Annotated in this window: 17 protein-coding genes and 1 tRNA gene; 11 read left to right on the top strand and 7 right to left on the bottom strand. The window is 62.3% G+C overall.

Features of this window, described 5'->3' with window-relative positions; all coding sequences use genetic code 11:
- The first annotated feature begins 4 nt into the window (after positions 1-4).
- Both phrB and OIU19_RS09030 read left to right on the top strand, forming a co-directional pair.
- Positions 5-1447: a deoxyribodipyrimidine photo-lyase gene (gene phrB / locus OIU19_RS09035; RefSeq protein ID WP_264234735.1), complete on the top strand. Its 1443-nt coding sequence runs from the start codon at positions 5-7 to the stop codon at positions 1445-1447.
- Positions 1444-2142, top strand: coding sequence for an SDR family oxidoreductase (locus OIU19_RS09030; protein ID WP_264234734.1), 699 nt, complete (start codon positions 1444-1446; stop codon positions 2140-2142). Before phrB ends, OIU19_RS09030 begins: the two co-directional genes overlap by 4 nt.
- Before the next feature lie 32 nt (positions 2143-2174).
- On the opposite strand, the gene OIU19_RS09025 is transcribed toward OIU19_RS09030, so the two are convergent.
- The 6 genes from OIU19_RS09025 to hemA all read right to left on the bottom strand — a co-directional run bounded on the left by OIU19_RS09025 (position 2175) and on the right by hemA (position 7533).
- A complete protein-coding gene (locus OIU19_RS09025; protein WP_264234733.1) occupies positions 2175-2693 on the bottom strand; it encodes an acyloxyacyl hydrolase in 519 nt (172 codons plus the stop codon).
- A 114-nt stretch (positions 2694-2807) separates the two neighbouring features.
- Positions 2808-3605, bottom strand: a complete 798-nt coding sequence (gene murI, locus OIU19_RS09020; RefSeq protein ID WP_264234732.1) for a glutamate racemase — start codon at positions 3603-3605, stop codon at positions 2808-2810.
- On the bottom strand, positions 3598-4353 hold the full coding sequence (locus OIU19_RS09015; RefSeq protein WP_264234731.1) for a molybdopterin-synthase adenylyltransferase MoeB: 756 nt from the start codon (positions 4351-4353) through the stop codon (positions 3598-3600). The genes murI and OIU19_RS09015 overlap by 8 nt, the downstream gene beginning before the upstream one ends.
- Positions 4347-5177: a peptide chain release factor N(5)-glutamine methyltransferase gene (gene prmC, locus OIU19_RS09010; RefSeq protein WP_264234730.1), complete on the bottom strand. Its 831-nt coding sequence runs from the start codon at positions 5175-5177 to the stop codon at positions 4347-4349. Before prmC ends, OIU19_RS09015 begins: the two co-directional genes overlap by 7 nt.
- Positions 5177-6259, bottom strand: coding sequence for a peptide chain release factor 1 (prfA, locus tag OIU19_RS09005; RefSeq protein WP_264234729.1), 1083 nt, complete (start codon positions 6257-6259; stop codon positions 5177-5179). Before prfA ends, prmC begins: the two co-directional genes overlap by 1 nt.
- Positions 6256-7533 carry a glutamyl-tRNA reductase gene (hemA, locus tag OIU19_RS09000; protein WP_186554195.1) on the bottom strand — a complete coding sequence of 426 codons (1278 nt, stop codon included), beginning with the start codon at positions 7531-7533 and terminating at the stop codon, positions 6256-6258. The genes prfA and hemA overlap by 4 nt, the downstream gene beginning before the upstream one ends.
- 212 nt (positions 7534-7745) lie before the next feature.
- Here hemA and OIU19_RS08995 point away from each other — a divergent pair, with 212 nt between their 5' ends.
- The 9 genes from OIU19_RS08995 (at position 7746) to OIU19_RS08955 (ending at position 15889) form a co-directional block, all read left to right on the top strand.
- Entirely contained in the window at positions 7746-9467 is a 1722-nt protein-coding gene (locus tag OIU19_RS08995; RefSeq protein ID WP_264234728.1) for a tetratricopeptide repeat protein, read from the top strand.
- 3 nt (positions 9468-9470) lie between these two features.
- On the top strand, positions 9471-10088 hold the full coding sequence (gene lolB / locus OIU19_RS08990; RefSeq protein ID WP_264234727.1) for a lipoprotein insertase outer membrane protein LolB: 618 nt from the start codon (positions 9471-9473) through the stop codon (positions 10086-10088).
- 3 nt (positions 10089-10091) lie between these two features.
- Entirely contained in the window at positions 10092-10937 is an 846-nt protein-coding gene (ispE, locus tag OIU19_RS08985) for a 4-(cytidine 5'-diphospho)-2-C-methyl-D-erythritol kinase (RefSeq protein WP_264234726.1), read from the top strand.
- A gap of 34 nt (positions 10938-10971) precedes the next feature.
- A tRNA-Gln gene (locus OIU19_RS08980) sits at positions 10972-11046 on the top strand.
- Between the two features lie 48 nt (positions 11047-11094).
- Positions 11095-12036 carry a ribose-phosphate pyrophosphokinase gene (locus OIU19_RS08975; RefSeq protein ID WP_099773531.1) on the top strand — a complete coding sequence of 314 codons (942 nt, stop codon included), beginning with the start codon at positions 11095-11097 and terminating at the stop codon, positions 12034-12036.
- 125 nt (positions 12037-12161) lie between these two features.
- Positions 12162-12758 (top strand): 50S ribosomal protein L25/general stress protein Ctc, encoded by a 597-nt coding sequence (locus OIU19_RS08970; RefSeq protein ID WP_264234725.1) that lies wholly within the window; start codon positions 12162-12164, stop codon positions 12756-12758.
- Positions 12759-12835: 77 nt separating this feature from the next.
- Positions 12836-13420 (top strand): aminoacyl-tRNA hydrolase, encoded by a 585-nt coding sequence (gene pth, locus OIU19_RS08965; protein WP_264234724.1) that lies wholly within the window; start codon positions 12836-12838, stop codon positions 13418-13420.
- Positions 13421-13442: 22 nt separating this feature from the next.
- Positions 13443-14543, top strand: a complete 1101-nt coding sequence (ychF, locus tag OIU19_RS08960) for a redox-regulated ATPase YchF (RefSeq protein ID WP_264234723.1) — start codon at positions 13443-13445, stop codon at positions 14541-14543.
- 164 nt (positions 14544-14707) lie between these two features.
- Positions 14708-15889, top strand: a complete 1182-nt coding sequence (locus OIU19_RS08955; protein WP_264234722.1) for an MFS transporter — start codon at positions 14708-14710, stop codon at positions 15887-15889.
- Here OIU19_RS08955 and OIU19_RS08950 read toward each other — a convergent pair.
- On the bottom strand, positions 15861-16826 hold the full coding sequence (locus tag OIU19_RS08950) for a LysR substrate-binding domain-containing protein (RefSeq protein WP_264234721.1): 966 nt from the start codon (positions 16824-16826) through the stop codon (positions 15861-15863). The two genes, OIU19_RS08955 and OIU19_RS08950, sit on opposite strands and share 29 nt — an antisense overlap.
- Positions 16827-16933 lie beyond the last annotated feature (107 nt).

Here is a 16933-nt window from a genome sequence, read left to right as displayed (position 1 = left end):
ACACATGCAACTGATCTGGCTGCGCAGCGACCTGCGAATAGATGACAACAGCGCCTTGAGTGCCGCCTGCGCACGTGGGCCGACCATTGCCCTGTGGATCGCCAGCCCCAGCCAATGGCTGGAACATGACGACGCGCCGTGCAAGGTCGACTTCTGGCTGCGCAACCTGCGCGACCTGCGCCACTCGCTGGAACAACTGAACATCCCCTTGCTGATCCGCAAGACCGCTACCTGGCAGCAGGTGCCGCAAGTGCTGCTGGAGGTCTGCCGTGAGCACCAGGTAGAAGCCGTGCACTGGAACGAGGAGTACGGCATCAATGAACAGCGACGCGACGAGGCCACCCAAGCCCTGCTGGATCAGTCTGGAGTGTCCACATCGACCTACCTTGATCAACTGCTGCTGCGCCCTGGCACAGTCCTGACCCGCAGCGGTCACTACTTTCAAGTATTCGGCCAATTCAAGCGTGCCTGCCTGGAGCGATTGCAGCATGGCCTGCCAGCGCTGGCGCACAAGGTCAACGCGCAGGCGCCTTTAGCCATCGCCAACGACCCCATCCCACACCAGATCGAGGGTTTCGAGGCGCCCCCGCTCACCCTGCGCGAGCATTGGCCCGCCGGCGAAGCCGAGGCGCAGCGCCGCTTGGCGGCCTTTATCGAGGACGTGGTCGAGGATTACCCGCAGCTGCGTGACCTGCCTGCCGAACCTGGCACCAGCCAGCTCTCACCGTATCTGGCCGCCGGGGTGATTTCGCCACGCCAATGCCTGCACGCCGCCCTGTCCGCCAACCACGGCGAGCTCGACAGTGGCAGCAGCGGGGTTCAGACCTGGATCAACGAGCTGCTCTGGCGCGAATTCTACAAGCACATCCTGGTGGGTTATCCACAGGTGTCGCGCCATCGCCCGTTCCGTGCGCATACCGAAGCGCTGCCGTGGCGAGATGCCCCTGAAGACTTGAAGGCCTGGCAGGAAGGACGTACCGGTTTCCCACTGATCGACGCCGCCATGCGCCAACTGCTGGAAACCGGCTGGATGCACAATCGCTTACGGATGATCGTCGCCATGTTCCTGAGCAAGAATTTATTGATCGACTGGCGCCAGGGCGAGCGCTACTTCATGCGTCACTTGATCGACGGCGACCTGGCAGCCAACAACGGCGGCTGGCAATGGAGCGCATCGACTGGAACCGACTCCGTGCCGTATTTCCGCATCTTCAATCCAGTCACCCAATCGCAACGCTTCGACCCCAAGGGGCGCTTCATTCGCCATTGGCTCCCTCAATTGAAGGGCCTAAATGAAAAAACTATTCATTTGCCCGTGAAGTCTGCCGATCTATTTGCTACAAACTCTTACCAGAGTCCGATTGTCGATCTCGCTAGTAGTCGCCAGCGCGCATTGGAAGCCTTCAAAGGCTTGGCCGGCTGGCAGGATCAGGGGGCAGTATCTTGAATAACTCACGCAGTTTCTGGGTAACCGGCGCGACCAATGGACTCGGTATAGCTCTGGTGAGCGGATTGCTCGAGCAGGGGCATCGGGTCGCCGCCAGTGGCATACAAAGCCAGGAGCTCACAGCCTTGGCCAGCCACTACGGCGAACGCCTGCTGCTTTTACCTGGGCAGTTGCATGACAGTTCGCAGGCGCAGGCCGCCGTTACACAGCTGCAGGCGGCGTGGGGATCGCTGGATGGTTTGCTCATCAATGCCGGCACCTGCGACTACCTGGCGGATGATCTGCCGGATACCGACCTGTTCCAAAGCATCGTAACCAGTAACCTGCAAGCCAGTGCCAATTGCCTGGCCGCTGCCCTGCCCTTGCTGACCAAGGGCGATGCTGCACAGGTCATGGCTATCCTCAGTCGTTACTCGGCGATGCAACTGTATGAACCCAATCAGCCACTGAGCGGTTTCAACAGCCCCCCGCACTGGTTCCGCGAGCAGCGCCAGGTATTGCTGGACCTGGGTATCGATCTGACGCTAGTAGCGCCGCAGTCGTTGAAAGCGCCGGTGACGCTGGCCCAGGCGGTGCCTGAACAGTGGACGGCGCAGAGTGCTGCGCAAGTACTGCTGGCCAGCCTGCCCAAGCGTGAACCTGAATTGGTGCTAGAGGCTCTGAGCCTCAACAGCCTTTGGCCGTTGCCACGGTAGGCAACAAGGGCCGCAAAGCGGCCCCAGCGAACCTAAAGTGCCATGCGGTAGTGCAGGCTATAGCTCTCAACCCCATCGTTGGGTTGCTTGATCCCGGCGTTGGAGTAATGAATGGCGCGCACGCCAATCTCATGCCCGCCGGCAAAGCGCAAACCAAAGCCGATGCGGTCCTCGAACTGGAAGGAGGAACCCAGCTCATTGCTTTCAAGTTCAGTGCTGGAGAACGCCGCCACGCCGATTCCCGCTTCGATGTACGGCTTGACCGAGTCCCCGGCAAACTCGTAGACGAATACCGGCGCGAACGACAGGCTATGGTTGCTCGCGGTCTGATCGCCATCCCAGTAGGTGTACGCCCCATCCCAATAGCCGGTTAGGCGACCGACACTGGTCTGCCACCAGCTTGCATCCCAATTCGACTGCAGACCCAACCGGTAGACCATGGTCGAATCGCCGGTCTGCCCCACCGAGAAAGAAACATCAGCGGCCTGCGCCGCGCCCAAGTGCCCCACAGTCAAGGCGGCAGCCGCCACCAAACCAAGCAGTTTCTTCATGAGAAACGTCCTTTTTCCTGATGCTGTTGTTAGTGTTTCGCCCTCACAGGCAAAGCAATAGAAATCGGCAGCTGTACGATAGTTCAGCTTTCTGCGTGGCTTTTCACACTTTTTTTACATCGAAAAGCTTTGCACGCTGTCGGACTTCTTCCACAGCAAGGGTAGGATTTTTCTCAGATTTTCCGGGTCCGCACTGCTCCAGAACGCCGTATCGCGGGCCGGGCCGTCGGCCAGCAGCTGGCGCTCGGCCAGCAGCCGTTGCAGCTGCCGCGCCACCGCAGCGCCGGTGTCGATGATCGCCACATCGGCCGGCACCATTTCGGCCAGCAGCGGACGCAAGAAGGGGTAGTGGGTGCAACCGAGAATCAAGGTATCGCAGCCGGCCCTGAGCAGCGGCTGCACGTAGCCAGCCAGCAGCTGGCGCAATTGGGGGCTGAACAAGTCACCCGCCTCGATGCACTCGACCAGGCCCGGACATGGCTGGGTGATTACCCGTACATCACTGGCAAAGCGATCGAGCAAGGCGGCGAACTTGGCACTCTGCAGGGTGCCGGTGGTGGCCAGCACCCCGACCACGCCCGAGCGGGTCGCCGCAGCAGCGGGCTTGACCGCAGGCTCCATGCCCACCAGCGGCCAGCTGGGATACAGCTCGCGCAGGTCGGCCACTGCGGCCACGGTAGCCGTGTTGCAGGCCAGGACCATGGCCTTGGCGCCTTGCTGCTGGAAGAACCCGGCGATATGGCGCAAGCGCTGGCGGATGTAATCGGGAGACTTTTCGCCATACGGCACATGCCCGCTGTCAGCCACATACAACAGCGACTCGTTGGGCAGCAGGCGCTGGATCTCGGCGAGTACCGACAGACCGCCGACCCCCGAATCCATCACGCCCACTGGCGCCGAACGATCAGCCATGGCGAGTGCCGCACACTGCACACGCAGGGTCGCGCTTGACCCGGAGCTCGCGCATGCGCGTGTTCAGCGCGTCGATCAGCAGCAGGCGGCCGACCAACGGCTCGCCAAAGCCGGCGAGCAGCTTCAATGCCTCGAGCGCTTGCAGGCTGCCCACCAGCCCCACCAAGGGGCCGATCACGCCGGCTTCACTGCAGGTCAGCTCGGCTTCGCTACCATGGCCATACAGGCAGTGGTAGCACGGGCTGTTTTCGCGGCGCGGATCGAATACCGAAAGCTGCCCCTCCAGACGAATCGCCGCACCACTGACCAGTGGCTTGCCAGCCGCCACGCAAGCGGCGTTGACCGCCTCGCGGGTGGTGAAATTGTCGGAGCAGTCCAGCACCAGGTCGACCGCTGCCACCGCAGCCGACAGTGAATCTTCATCCAGCGCCTGGCGATGAGCGACCAGCGTGATTTCAGGATTGATCGCCTGCAAGCGCTTGATCGCCGAATCCACCTTGCCTAGGCCAACGCTGTCGGTGTCGTGGATGATCTGGCGTTGCAGGTTGGTCAGGTCGACCGTATCGAAGTCAGCCAGGTGCAGTTCGCCGACACCCGCTGCCGCGAGGTACAGCGCCACCGGCGAGCCGAGCCCACCCACGCCGACCACCAGCGCCTTGCTTTGCTTGAGCCGCAACTGGCCGTCGATGTCGACCTGGGCCAGCAGGATCTGCCGGCTGTAACGCAGCAGTTCCTGGTCACTCAGCATGGCAGGCGCCCCAAGGAGATGCGCTCATGGCCGCCCAGGTCAATCCGGCTGCAAACGTCACCGAAACCCTGCTGGCTGAGCAACTCACGCACGTCTGCGGCCTGATCGTAGCCGTGCTCGAGCAGCAGCCAGCCGCCCGGCAGCAGGTGTCCTGAGGCCTGGGCAATGATGACGCGCAGATCATCCAGCCCGTCCTGGCCCGCCACCAGGGCACTGCTCGGTTCGAAGCGGACATCGCCAGCCACCAGGTGCGGATCTTCGGCACGGATGTAGGGCGGGTTACTGATGATCAGGTCAAAACGTTCGCCGTCCAGGGCGTCGTACCAGTAGCTGGTGCGCACGTGGACATTGTTCAGCTGCAGACGCTGGCGGTTACGCTCGGCCAGGGCCACCGCCGCATCGATACGGTCCACTGCCACCACCTGCCAAGCCGGTCGCTCGCTGGCCAGGGCCAGGGCGATGGCGCCCGTGCCGGTGCCCAAATCGAGCATTCGTGCGGGGGTCGCAGGCAGCAGTTCAAGGGCGGTTTCCACCAGCAGCTCGGTGTCTGGACGGGGAATCAGGGTATGCGGCGCCACTTCAAGATCGAGCTTCCAGAAGCCCTGCTGACCAAGAATGTACGCCACCGGCTCACCGGCGCGACGGCGGCCGAGGAAATCGGCGAACACTTGCGCCGCCTCGCTGCTGACGATTCGCTCGGGCCAGGTGTGCAGGTAGCTGCGCGACTTGCCCAGGGCGGCAGCCAGCAGCAGCTCGGCATCCAGCCGTTCGGTCGGGGAGTCGGGCAGCTGCGCGTTGCGCAGCAGGCTGGCGATGATGGTCATTATTCCCCCAGGGCGGCCAATTGATCGGCCTGGTACTCGGCCAGCAACGGTTCGATCACAGCTTCGACGCCACCGGCAAGGATGTCGTCGAGCGAGTACAGGGTCAGGTTGATGCGGTGATCGGTGACTCGGCCCTGTGGATAGTTGTAGGTGCGGATCCGCTCGGAGCGGTCACCGGAGCCGACCAGCAGCTTGCGCTCGCTGGCAATCGCGTTCTGCGCAGCGCTGGTCTGAATGTCGTTGAGCTTGGCCGACAACCAGGACATGGCGCGAGCACGGTTCTTGTGCTGCGAGCGCTCTTCCTGGCACTCGACCACGATCCCGGTGGGCAAGTGGGTAATACGGATCGCCGAGTCGGTCTTGTTGATGTGCTGACCACCGGCGCCAGAAGCACGGTAGGTGTCGACACGCAGGTCGGCCGGGTTGATCTCGATCGCCACCTGCTCATCCGGCTCGGGCAGTACCGCCACGGTGCACGCCGAGGTGTGGATACGCCCCTGCGATTCGGTCTCTGGCACACGCTGTACGCGATGCGCGCCCGACTCGAACTTGAGCTTGGCGTAGACATTGTCGCCTTCGACCCGGGCGATGATTTCCTTGTAGCCGCCGTGCTCGCCTTCGTTCTCGGAGAGAATCTCCAGGCGCCAGCCGCGTTTTTCAGCGTAGCGCGAGTACATGCGGAACAGATCGCCGGAGAAAATCGCCGCCTCGTCACCGCCAGTGCCAGCGCGGATTTCCAGGAACACGTTGCGCCCGTCGTTAGGGTCCTTGGGCAGCAGCATGCGCTGCAACTGAACCTCCAACGCGGCCAACTGATCCTTGGCCTCGCGCACCTCTTCCACGGCCATTTCGCGCAGGTCCGGGTCGCTGTCCTTGAGCAGCGCTTGCGCGCCTTCGAGGTCGTCCTGAACCTTGCGCCACTCTTTGAAAGCAGTGATCACCGGCTCGACTTCGGCGTACTCGCGCGAATAGGCACGAAAACGGGTCTGGTCGGAAATGACCTCGGCATCGCCCAGCAGGGCGGTGAGTTCCTCGAAGCGATCCTGGAGAATGTCCAGTTTGTTCAGCAGCGACGCTTTCATTGCGGGGGTTTGTCCGTGGAGCCCTCATTGAGGGCAAAGAGTTCCTGGGCCATGGCCAGCGCATCGACGCGGCCCTCGGCCGAGAGCTTTTTCAGCTGCACGCTGGGCGCGTGCAGGAGTTTGTTAGTCAGACCGCGAGCCAGCTGGGCCAGCACATCTTCCGGGTTGCCACCGTTGGCTAGCAGGCGCTGGGCCTTTTGCAGTTCTTCATCGCGCAGGCGCTCGCTCTGCTGGCGGTAGGCCTTGAGCACATCCACCGCGGCCAGCTCGCGCAGGCGTACCATGAAATCCTCGGCGCCCACCGAGACCAGCTCTTCGGCGGCCTGGGCCGCGCCCTGGCGGCTCTTGAGGTTTTCCGCGACCACATCGTGCAGGTCGTCGACGGTATACAGGTAGACGTCGTCCAATTCGCCAACTTCTGGCTCGATATCGCGCGGCACGGCAATGTCGACCATGAAGATCGGTTTGTGCCGACGCTGTTTCAAGGCGCTTTCCACCGCCCCTTTGCCGAGGATCGGCAACTGACTGGCGGTCGAACTGATGACGATGTCACTGTTGGCCAATTCCTGGGGGATGTCGGCCAGCAGCACGGCATGCGCGCCAAACTGTTCGGCAAGAATGCTGGCGCGCTCCAGCGTCCGGTTGGCCACCACGATGCGCCGCACACCTTGTTCATGCAGATGGCGGGCGACCAGGGTGATGGTCTCGCCCGCACCGATCAGCAGCGCTTGGCTGCGGCCCAGGTCGCTGAAGATCTGCCGGGCCAGGCTGACTGCGGCAAACGCCACCGACACCGGGTTCTCGCCGATCGCGGTGTCGGTGCGCACCTGCTTGGCGGCGCTGAAGGTGGCCTGGAACAACCGGCCAAGCAGCGGACCAATGGTGCCAGCCTCGCGAGCGACGGCGTAGGCCGATTTCATCTGGCCAAGAATCTGCGGCTCGCCAAGCACTAGCGAGTCGAGCCCGGAGGCGACCCGCATCATATGCCGCACGGCGTCGTGCTCTTCGTGCACGTAGGCACTGGCGCGCAGCTCGTCGAGGCTCAGCTTATGGTACTCGGCCAGCCATTGCAGCACAGCATCGGCTGCCAGGTGGTCCTGCTCTATATAGAGCTCACTGCGGTTGCAGGTCGAAAGAATCGCCGCCTCACGGCTGGCGGTCAGTCGGCAAAGCTGCTGCAGGGCATCGACCAGCTGCTCTGGCGTAAACGCCACGCGCTCGCGTACGTCTACCGAGGCAGTCTTATGGTTGATACCAAGTGCAAGAAAGGCCATGCAAGGTCGCTGGTTGTGACGTGAAGCCGATAATTGTCCTACTTCGCAGGATTCAGAACAACCACCGTTCGCTATTGTCCTAATAGATTGCGGCCATACCCAGCCGCAAACACAGTAATCCTGAAATGAACAGCATGCCTTCGCAGGTGGGTTTGCCACTGCGCTTGTGTCATCATGCTCCGACCGCCGGTTAGCACTTCTAAGCCTCATCTATGAATAGATCCTACGCACTGCTGCTTACCCTCGCCCTGCTCCAGGGCTGCCAGAGCCTGGCCCCGAAAGACAGCGAGGCGCAGTCGTCTGTGGCCGCCAAGGCCGAGCAGGAAAAGCCCGTGGCGTACGGATCGTTCAAGCAGGAAACCGTCTACAGCCTGCTGGTAGCGGAGCTGGCCGGCCAGCGCAACCGCTTCGACATCGCCCTGGCCAACTACGTCGATCAGGCCGAGAAAACCCAAGACCCCGCCGTTTCCGAACGCGCCTACCGCATCGCCGAGTACCTCGGGGCTGACGAACCGGCCCTGGATACCGCCTTGATCTGGGCGCGCAATGACGCGCAGAACCTCGATGCGCAGCGCGCCGCCGCAATCCAGCTGGCACGCTCCGGGCGTTATGACGAATCCATGACCTACATGGAAAAAGTCCTGCAAGGCCAAGGCGATACTCACTTCGACTTCCTCGCCCTGTCTGCCGCCGAAACCGACCAAAGCACCCGTGACGGCCTGATGCAAAGCTTCGAACGGCTGCTGGTCAAATACCCCAATAACGGCCAACTGGTGTTCGGCAAGGCGCTGCTGCTCAATCAGGACGGCAAGGCTGAAGAAGCGCTGTCGCTGCTCGAGGCGCACCCACCGCAAAACGGCGAAATCGCCCCGATCCTGCTTCGCGCTCGCCTGCTACAAGCCCTGGACCGTGGCTCGGAGGCCTTGCCGCTGCTGCGCGGGGCCATTCGCGACAATCCCGACGACAAACGCCTGCGCCTGACTTACGCCCGCACCTTGGTAGAACAGGATCGCATCGGCGACGCCAAGGCCGAATTCGAAAGCATGCTCCAGCAGTACCCGGAGGATGACGAGCTGCGTTACTCGCTGGCGCTGGTGTGCCTGGAGAACAAAGACTGGGACGAAGCCGAGGGCTACCTGCAAGAGCTGGTCGAGCGCGACAGCAACGTCGATGCCGCGCACCTGAACCTGGGACGCATCCGCGAGGAGCGCAACGACCCTGAAGCGGCGCTGCGCGAGTACGCCCTGGTCGGCACCGGCCCAGACTATCTGCCGGCGCAACTGCGCCAGGCTGACATCCTGATTGCCAATGGCCGCGGCAGCGAAGCCTCGCGCCTGCTCGCCGAAGCCCGCGAAGCGCAACCGGACTACGCCATCCAGCTGTACCTGATCGAAGCCGAGAGCTACGGCAACAACGGCAAGGACGCGCAAGCCGACCAGGTACTGCAGCAAGCGATCAAGCGTTACCCGGACGACCTCAACCTGCTCTACACCCGCGCCATGCTGGCGGAGAAGCGCGGCGATCTTGCCGAGATGGAAAAAGACCTGCGCGCGATCATCGCTCGCGAGCCGGAAAACGCCATGGCCATCAACGCCCTGGGCTACACACTGGCCGACCGCACCACCCGCTATGCCGAGGCCAAGCAGCTGATCGAAAAAGCCCATCAGCTGACCCCCGATGACCCCGCCGTACTCGACAGCCTGGGCTGGGTCAACTACCGCCTGGGCAACCTCGACGAGGCCGAACGCTTGCTGCGCCAGGCCCTGGAGCGCTTCCCCGATCATGAAGTGGCCGCCCACCTGGGCGAAGTGCTCTGGGCCAACGGCAAACGTCGTGAAGCCCGCCAGGTCTGGGCCAAAGCCTTCCAAGCCCAGCCCGACAGCACCATCCTGCGCAAGACCGTCTTGCGCCTGACCGGATCAGAGACCCTTTAAGCCATGTTTCTGCGTCATTGCATCACCTTTACCCTGATCGCCCTGCTGGCCGGTTGCGCCGGCTTCGGTTCTCGCGAAGCCTTGCACGGCCAGGGCGACCCAAAGCTGTGGCGTGAGCACAAAGCTCAGCTGAGCACCCTCGACGGCTGGCAGATCAACGGCAAGGTCGGTATCCGTGCGCCCAAAGACTCCGGCAGCGGCACCCTGTTCTGGCTGCAACGCCAGGACTATTACGATATTCGCCTGGCCGGCCCGCTCGGCCGTGGCGCGGCGCGGCTGACCGGTCGCCCCGGCGGCGTAGTGCTGGAAGTGGCCAATCAGGGCCGCTATGAAGCCCCCAGCCCGGAGGTTCTGCTCGAACAACAACTGGGCTGGCAGTTGCCCGTCTCCCATCTGGTCTGGTGGGTGCGCGGCCTGCCCGCGCCTGACAGCAAGAGCCAACTGACCCTGGGCGATGACAGCCGCCTGGCCAGCCTCAGCCAAGACGGCTGGCAGGTGCAGTACCTGAGCTACACCGAGCAAAACGGCTACTGGCTACCCGAACGCCTCAAGTTGCACGGCAAAGATATCGACGTGACCTTGGTGGTCAAAGACTGGCAACCACGCCAGCTGGGGCATTGATCTGTGGATAAGCTCACCCTGCCTGCCCCGGCCAAGCTCAATCTCTGGCTGCACATCATCGGTCGCCGCGCAGATGGCTATCACGAGCTGGAAACCGTTTTCCAATTCCTCGACTACGCCGACCACCTGACCTTCGCCGTGCGCGAGGACGGCCAGGTGCGTTTGCAAACCGCAATTAACGGGGTCGACCACGACAGTAACCTGATCGTGCGCGCCGCCCGCCAACTGCAAGCGCAATCAGGCTGTACGCTGGGCGTCGACATCTGGCTGGACAAGATCCTGCCCATGGGCGGCGGCATCGGCGGCGGCAGTTCCGATGCCGCCACCACCTTGCTGGGCCTGAACCATCTGTGGCAACTGGGCTGGGATGCCGATCGCCTGGCCCAGCTGGGCCTGAGCCTGGGCGCCGACGTGCCAGTGTTCGTCCACGGTCACGCAGCGTTCGCCCAAGGCGTCGGTGAACAGCTGACCCCGGTCAATCCAGAACAGCCGTGGTATGTCGTGCTGGTGCCGCAAGTGTCTGTCAGCACAGCGGAAATTTTTTCACATCCGCAGTTGACACGTGATTCCCTCCCCCTTAAGATGCGCCCCGTTCCCGAGGGAAACAGTCGAAATGACTGCCAACCGGTGGTAGAGCAAAGTTATCCAGAAGTTCGCAATGCGTTGAATCTACTGGGTAAATACACTGAAGCTCGACTGACCGGCACTGGAAGTTGTGTGTTTGGGGCCTTCCCAAGCAAAGCCGAAGCTGATAAAGTTCTGGCCCTTCTTTCAGAGACCCAAACAGGGTTTGTGGCGAAAGGAAGCAATATTTCGATGTTGCATCAACAGCTACAAAGTCTGCTCTAGAAGTCGAGTGCCAAGCACTCGCAGCAACAGATACAGGGGCGTCGCCAAGCGGTAAGGCAGCAGGTTTTGATCCTGCCATGCGTTGGTTCGAATCCAGCCGCCCCTGCCATTTTCCTTATACTCATCCAGGTATACCCTCAGCCTTCAGGTACTGCGCGTGTCCAAGATGATGGTCTTTACGGGGAACGCTAACCCCGATCTGGCTCGGCGTGTCGTACGTCAGCTGCATATCCCTCTCGGTGACGTCTCTGTCGGTAAATTCTCCGACGGCGAGATCAGCACTGAGATCAATGAAAATGTCCGCGGTAAAGACGTCTTCATTATTCAGCCGACCTGCGCTCCGACCAACGATAATCTGATGGAACTGGTAGTGATGGCCGACGCCTTCCGCCGCTCCTCAGCTTCCCGAATCACTGCCGTGATTCCTTACTTCGGATACGCCCGCCAGGACCGCCGTCCGCGTTCGGCACGTGTAGCCATCAGCGCCAAAGTTGTCGCTGACATGCTCACTGTCGTGGGTATCGACCGTGTTCTCACCGTCGACCTGCACGCTGACCAGATCCAGGGTTTCTTCGATATTCCTGTCGACAACATCTACGGCTCGCCCGTACTGGTCGACGATATCGAAGACCAGCGTTTCGAGAACCTGATGATCGTCTCCCCAGACATCGGCGGCGTCGTGCGTGCACGTGCTGTTGCCAAGTCGCTGGGTGTCGATCTGGGTATCATCGACAAACGCCGTGAAAAGGCCAATCACTCCGAAGTGATGCATATCATCGGCGACGTCGAAGGACGCACTTGCATTCTGGTAGACGACATGGTCGACACCGCCGGCACCCTGTGCCACGCGGCCAAGGCCCTGAAAGAGCACGGCGCTGCCAAGGTTTACGCCTACTGCACGCACCCTGTTCTGTCTGGCCGAGCGATCGAGAACATCGAGAAGTCGGTATTGGACGAGCTGGTGGTGACCAACACCATCCCGCTGTCCGCCGCTGCTCAAGCCTGTGACCGTATCCGCCAGTTGGATATCGCACCGGTTGTCGCTGAAGCGGTCCGCCGCATCAGCAACGAAGAATCGATCAGCGCGATGTTCCGCTAAGCGGAACACACGTTGACGAAAAGCGCCCCGCCCCAACACTCGCTGTTGGGGCGGGGCTTTTTTGCCCACCCCGTTTGGCGCTGGTCGCAAACGCCTGCGGGAGATGGCTATTTTGGAGAAACAAAATGACTGATTTCATCCTGAACGCTCAAGCGCGTACTGACCTGGGGAAAGGTGCGAGCCGCCGCCTGCGTCACTCCGCCAGCATCCCTGCCGTTGTCTACGGTGGCGGTAAAGAAGCGCAATCCCTGACCATCGTGGCCAAGGAAATCGCCAAACTGTTCGAAAACGAAGCTGCTTACAGCCACGTGATCGAGCTGAACGTTGACGGCACCAAGCAAAACGTCATCGTTAAAGCCATGCAGCGTCACCCAGCCAAGCAATTCATCATGCACGCTGACTTCATTCGCGTCGTTGCTGGCCAGAAGCTGACTGCTGTTGTTCCAGTGCACTTCATCAACGAAGAAGCACCGGTCAAGAAAGGCGGCGAGATCTCGCACGTTGAGTCGCAGATCGAAGTGTCCTGCGAAGCCAAGGACCTGCCAGAGTTCATCGAAGTCGACCTGGCTAACGCTGAAATCGGCACCATCATCCACCTGTCGGACCTGAAAGCTCCGAAAGGCGTAGAGTTCGTCGCTCTGGCCCACGGTGATGACAAAGCTGTTGCCAACGTTCACGCTCCGCGTGTTGCGCCGGAAGCTGCAGAAGGCGCTGCTGAGTAATCTACTCGGCACGCCGGTGTTGACCGGGTTACAGTGCCCAGCGCTGTAACCCACCAACTCCAAGGAAGAGCCCCTACGTGACCGCCATCCAGTTGATCGTTGGCCTGGGTAACCCCGGCCCCGAATACGAACAGACCCGGCATAACGCAGGGGCTCTTTTCGTTGAACGCATTGCTAGCGCCCAGCGTGTCTCCTTGACTGCTGACCGCAAATATTTCGGCCTGACGGCTAAATTCAGCCATCAGGGCAACGACGTTCGTCTGTTGATCCCCACCACCTACATGAACCGTAGCGGCCAGTCCGTGGCGGCCTTGGCCAATTTCTTCCGGATCAAGCCGGAAGCGATTCTGGTGGCTCATGACGAACTCGACCTGCCTCCCGGCGTCGCCAAGCTCAAGAAGGGCGGCGGCCACGGCGGGCATAACGGCCTGCGCGACATCATCGCGCAGCTCGGCAACCAGAACGACTTCCATCGCCTGCGGCTCGGCATCGGCCACCCAGGTGACGCCAAGCTGGTCTCCAACTTCGTCCTCGGCCGCGCACCGCGCGCTGAACAGGACAAGCTCGACGCCAGCATCGACTTTGCCCTCGGCGTGCTGCCGGACGTGCTCGCCGGCGACTTCGCCAAGGCCATGCGCGAGCTGCACGGCCAGAAGGCCTGATATTACCTAGAGGGGAATTTCCATGGGTTTCAATTGCGGCATCGTCGGCCTGCCCAACGTCGGCAAGTCCACCCTGTTCAACGCGCTGACCAAATCCGGCATCGCGGCTGAGAACTTCCCCTTCTGCACCATCGAGCCGAACAGCGGCATCGTCCCGATGCCCGATGCGCGCCTGGCTGCCCTGGCCGAGATCGTCAAGCCTAACCGCATCCTGCCGACCACCATGGAGTTCGTCGACATCGCAGGCCTGGTAGCCGGTGCCTCCAAAGGTGAAGGCCTGGGCAACAAGTTCCTGGCCAACATCCGCGAGACCGACGCCATTGCCCACGTGGTGCGCTGCTTTGAAGACGAGAACGTGATTCACGTTTCCAACAGCGTCGACCCCAAGCGCGACATCGAGATCATCGACCTGGAGCTGATCTTCGCTGACCTCGACAGCTGCGAGAAGCAACTGCAGAAGGTTGCCCGTAACGCCAAGGGCGGCGACAAGGATGCCCTGGCGCAGAAAGCCATCCTGGAAAAACTGATCCCACACTTCACCGAAGGCAAGCCTGCGCGCAGCCTGATGAAGAACATGGCTGACGACGAGAAAGCCGTGATCCGTGGCTTCCACCTGCTGACCAGCAAGCCGGTGATGTACATCGCCAACGTCGCTGAAGACGGCTTCGACAACAACCCGCACCTGGACGTAGTCCGCGCCATCGCCGAAGAAGAAGGCGCAGTGGTGGTGCCGGTGTGCAACAAGATCGAAGCCGAGATCGCTGAACTCGACGACGGCGAAGAGAAAGACATGTTCCTCGAGGCCCTGGGCCTGGAAGAGCCTGGCCTGAACCGGGTGATCCGCGCAGGTTACGAACTGCTCAACCTGCAAACCTACTTCACTGCCGGCGTGCAGGAAGTACGTGCCTGGACCGTACGTGTCGGCGCCACCGCCCCGCAAGCGGCCGGCGTGATCCACACCGACTTCGAGAAAGGCTTCATCCGCGCCGAAGTGGTGGCCTATGACGACTTCATCCAGTACAAGGGTGAAGGCGGTGCAAAAGAAGCCGGCAAATGGCGTCTGGAAGGCAAGGACTACGTCGTCAAAGATGGCGACGTGATGCACTTCCGCTTCAACGTCTGATTCGGCTGTAATACGCGACGCCCTCACGCAAAGCACTACACTGAAGGCGTAACTGAAGCGGGATAACCGAAGCGCTGCCTCGAAACCCGATGGTCTTGACCCTCTGCCGGTCGACCGTCGGGCCAGCAGGTCCGGCCCACACCGGCTTGCACATCGGAGCACACATGAGCGCACGTATCTGGCTTCTGGCCCTGGCGACCTTCGTCACCGGCATGGCAGAAAACATCACTATCGGCATCTTGCCGGCCCTGGTCGACGGGCTCGACGTGCCGCTGGGGGTCGCCGGGCAACTGACTACAGTCTTCTCCCTGGCATTCGCCGCAGCAGCCCCCTTCTCCCCCCTGCTGACCCGCCGCTTCCCGTTGCGCGGCCTGCTGTGCGCGGCGCTGGGCCTGTTCGCAATATTCAACCTGATCGCAGCCCTGGCCCCTGGCTACGGCCTGCTGGTCGCCGCTCGCATCGGCATGGCGGCGACCAGCGCGCTGACCTGCCTGACTTGCACCCTGATGGCCACCCGCATGGTGCCCGACGCCCTGCGAGGTCGAGCCATCGGCGTGATCTTCATGGGTATCAGTGGCTCGCTGGTGCTGGGCGTGCCGATAGGCATGCTGTTGTGCGACGCCCTCGGCTGGCGCGGCGTTTTCATTGGCCTGGCGCTGCTCGCCTGCGCCGTGCTACTGCTGACATGGCGAGCGCTGCCCGCGCTTGAGGGCAGTGAGCGGGTTGCGCCGCGGATGTATCTGCAGCACCTGGGTAACGGGCGCCTGCTCGCCGCTCAGCTTGTCTCGCTGCTGATGATCGCCGGACACTTCACAGTCTTCGCCTACCTTGCCCCATACGCCCTGCAGGTTGGGCAGATCCCCACCCAATGGCTGGCTGCAGTGTTTGCCGCCTTCGGCATTGCAGGCGTCTCGGGGGGCTATGTCGGCGGCTGGATGGCCGACCGATTGGGCGCCAACCGAGCCATTTTGCTTACCCCATTGCTGTACCTGGCCAGCCTACTGATTCTCCGCTTGGGCGCGGCAACGCCGTGGCTGTTCCTTCCGATGATGATGCTCTGGGGTTGTGTGAGCTGGATGGTCTCGCCGGTGGTGCAAAGCTACCTCGCCAGCCGCGGGGCGCAGACTTTCCCGGCAGGCATGAGCCTTAACTTGTCTGCCATGCACCTGGGAGTGGGTGTGGGCACAGCGGTCGGCGGCCTGGTGATCACGGGCGCAAGCCTCACCGCCACACCCTGGGCGGGTGCCCTGCTGACCGCAGTGGCTGCGGTATTGGCGGCCTGGTCGGCGAGCACCTCGAAGCGAGATAAACCCGCGCTCAGCGAGCGCGAGATGGCGCAGGGCTGACAGACTCAACCGCCGAGGTATTCGCAGCAAACGGCCCAAGCTGCTCCTGCTCGAACGCCTCGGCGAGAAAGTCGATCAGCTTGCGCACCGCCGGCATCAGACCACGCCGCGAAGGGAACAGCGCCACCACCTCGCCTTCGCGTGGCGCCCAGCCCTCCAGCACATGCACCAGCCGGCCGTTGGCCAGGTATTCGCTGACCGCCTCCTCAGGCAGCAGCGCTACGCCAACACCGGCCAGGACACCTTCGCGCAACACGGCCAGATCGTCCGAGACCAGCCGTGGACGAAACTCGATAGAGGCTTCGGTGCCCTGCGGCCCGACCAGATCCCAGGTGTAGTCGTGCACATTGATGCCCCAGCACAGGCTTGGCAGCGCTGGCAGTTGCGCGGGGGTTTGCGGCTGGCCATGTTCAGCGAGCAGGCTCGGAGCAGCCACCAGGCAATGCCGACTCGGCGCCAGCCGGCGCATGATCAACTCGCTACTTTGCAGCGGCTGGTGGCGCACGCTCAAGACCAGATCGAAGCCCTCGCCGATGACGTCGACCCGCCGGTTATAGCTTTTCACCAGCAGTTCCACCACCGGACACTGGGCCATGAAGCGCGCCAGGATCGGCGCCAGGCGCGAATCCAGTAGCGCCGTGCTGCTGGCCAGGCGGACGATGCCGCGTGGCTCGAGGCGATTGCGCTCGATCGCATCCTCGGCGGCGATCGCCTGTTCGAGCATGCCCAGGCAATGGTGGTAATACTCCAGGCCCACTTCGGTGACCGCGAACTGCCGTGTCGAGCGCTGGATCAGGCGCACGCCCAGGCGCTCCTCCAACTTGGCCACGCGACGACTCAAGCGTGACTTGGGCAAGTCCAGGATGCGTCCGGCAGGGGCGAACCCGCCGTGCTCCACCACCTTGGCGTAAAGATACAGGTCGTTCAGGTCAAACATCGGCATCACTCGTCCACGACTCACGCGTACATCATCCGCCTTTACGCAAGGATTGTGGTGCCCGTCGTGGTGCCGACCCGGGCCTCCTTGCAGAGGCCCGGCTCTTG

Source organism: Pseudomonas sp. BT-42-2, assembly GCF_025847435.2.
Taxonomy (GTDB): domain Bacteria; phylum Pseudomonadota; class Gammaproteobacteria; order Pseudomonadales; family Pseudomonadaceae; genus Aquipseudomonas; species Aquipseudomonas urmiensis.
Note: the sequence above shows the minus strand (reverse complement) of the source record. Positions and strands in the feature narration are given on the sequence as shown.

Excerpts from the sequence above, each read along its gene's own strand:
- phrB (WP_264234735.1), top strand. The coding sequence starts at position 5 with ATGCAACTGATCTGGCTGCGCAGCGACCTGCGAATAGATGACAACAGC.
- OIU19_RS09025 (WP_264234733.1), bottom strand. The coding sequence starts at position 2,693 with ATGAAGAAACTGCTTGGTTTGGTGGCGGCTGCCGCCTTGACTGTGGGG.
- murI (WP_264234732.1), bottom strand. The coding sequence starts at position 3,605 with ATGGCTGATCGTTCGGCGCCAGTGGGCGTGATGGATTCGGGGGTCGGC.
- OIU19_RS09015 (WP_264234731.1), bottom strand. The coding sequence starts at position 4,353 with ATGCTGAGTGACCAGGAACTGCTGCGTTACAGCCGGCAGATCCTGCTG.
- prmC (WP_264234730.1), bottom strand. The coding sequence starts at position 5,177 with ATGACCATCATCGCCAGCCTGCTGCGCAACGCGCAGCTGCCCGACTCC.
- prfA (WP_264234729.1), bottom strand. The coding sequence starts at position 6,259 with ATGAAAGCGTCGCTGCTGAACAAACTGGACATTCTCCAGGATCGCTTC.
- hemA (WP_186554195.1), bottom strand. The coding sequence starts at position 7,533 with ATGGCCTTTCTTGCACTTGGTATCAACCATAAGACTGCCTCGGTAGAC.
- OIU19_RS08995 (WP_264234728.1), top strand. The coding sequence starts at position 7,746 with ATGAATAGATCCTACGCACTGCTGCTTACCCTCGCCCTGCTCCAGGGC.
- lolB (WP_264234727.1), top strand. The coding sequence starts at position 9,471 with ATGTTTCTGCGTCATTGCATCACCTTTACCCTGATCGCCCTGCTGGCC.
- OIU19_RS08970 (WP_264234725.1), top strand. The coding sequence starts at position 12,162 with ATGACTGATTTCATCCTGAACGCTCAAGCGCGTACTGACCTGGGGAAA.
- ychF (WP_264234723.1), top strand. The coding sequence starts at position 13,443 with ATGGGTTTCAATTGCGGCATCGTCGGCCTGCCCAACGTCGGCAAGTCC.
- OIU19_RS08955 (WP_264234722.1), top strand. The coding sequence starts at position 14,708 with ATGAGCGCACGTATCTGGCTTCTGGCCCTGGCGACCTTCGTCACCGGC.
- OIU19_RS08950 (WP_264234721.1), bottom strand. The coding sequence starts at position 16,826 with ATGTTTGACCTGAACGACCTGTATCTTTACGCCAAGGTGGTGGAGCAC.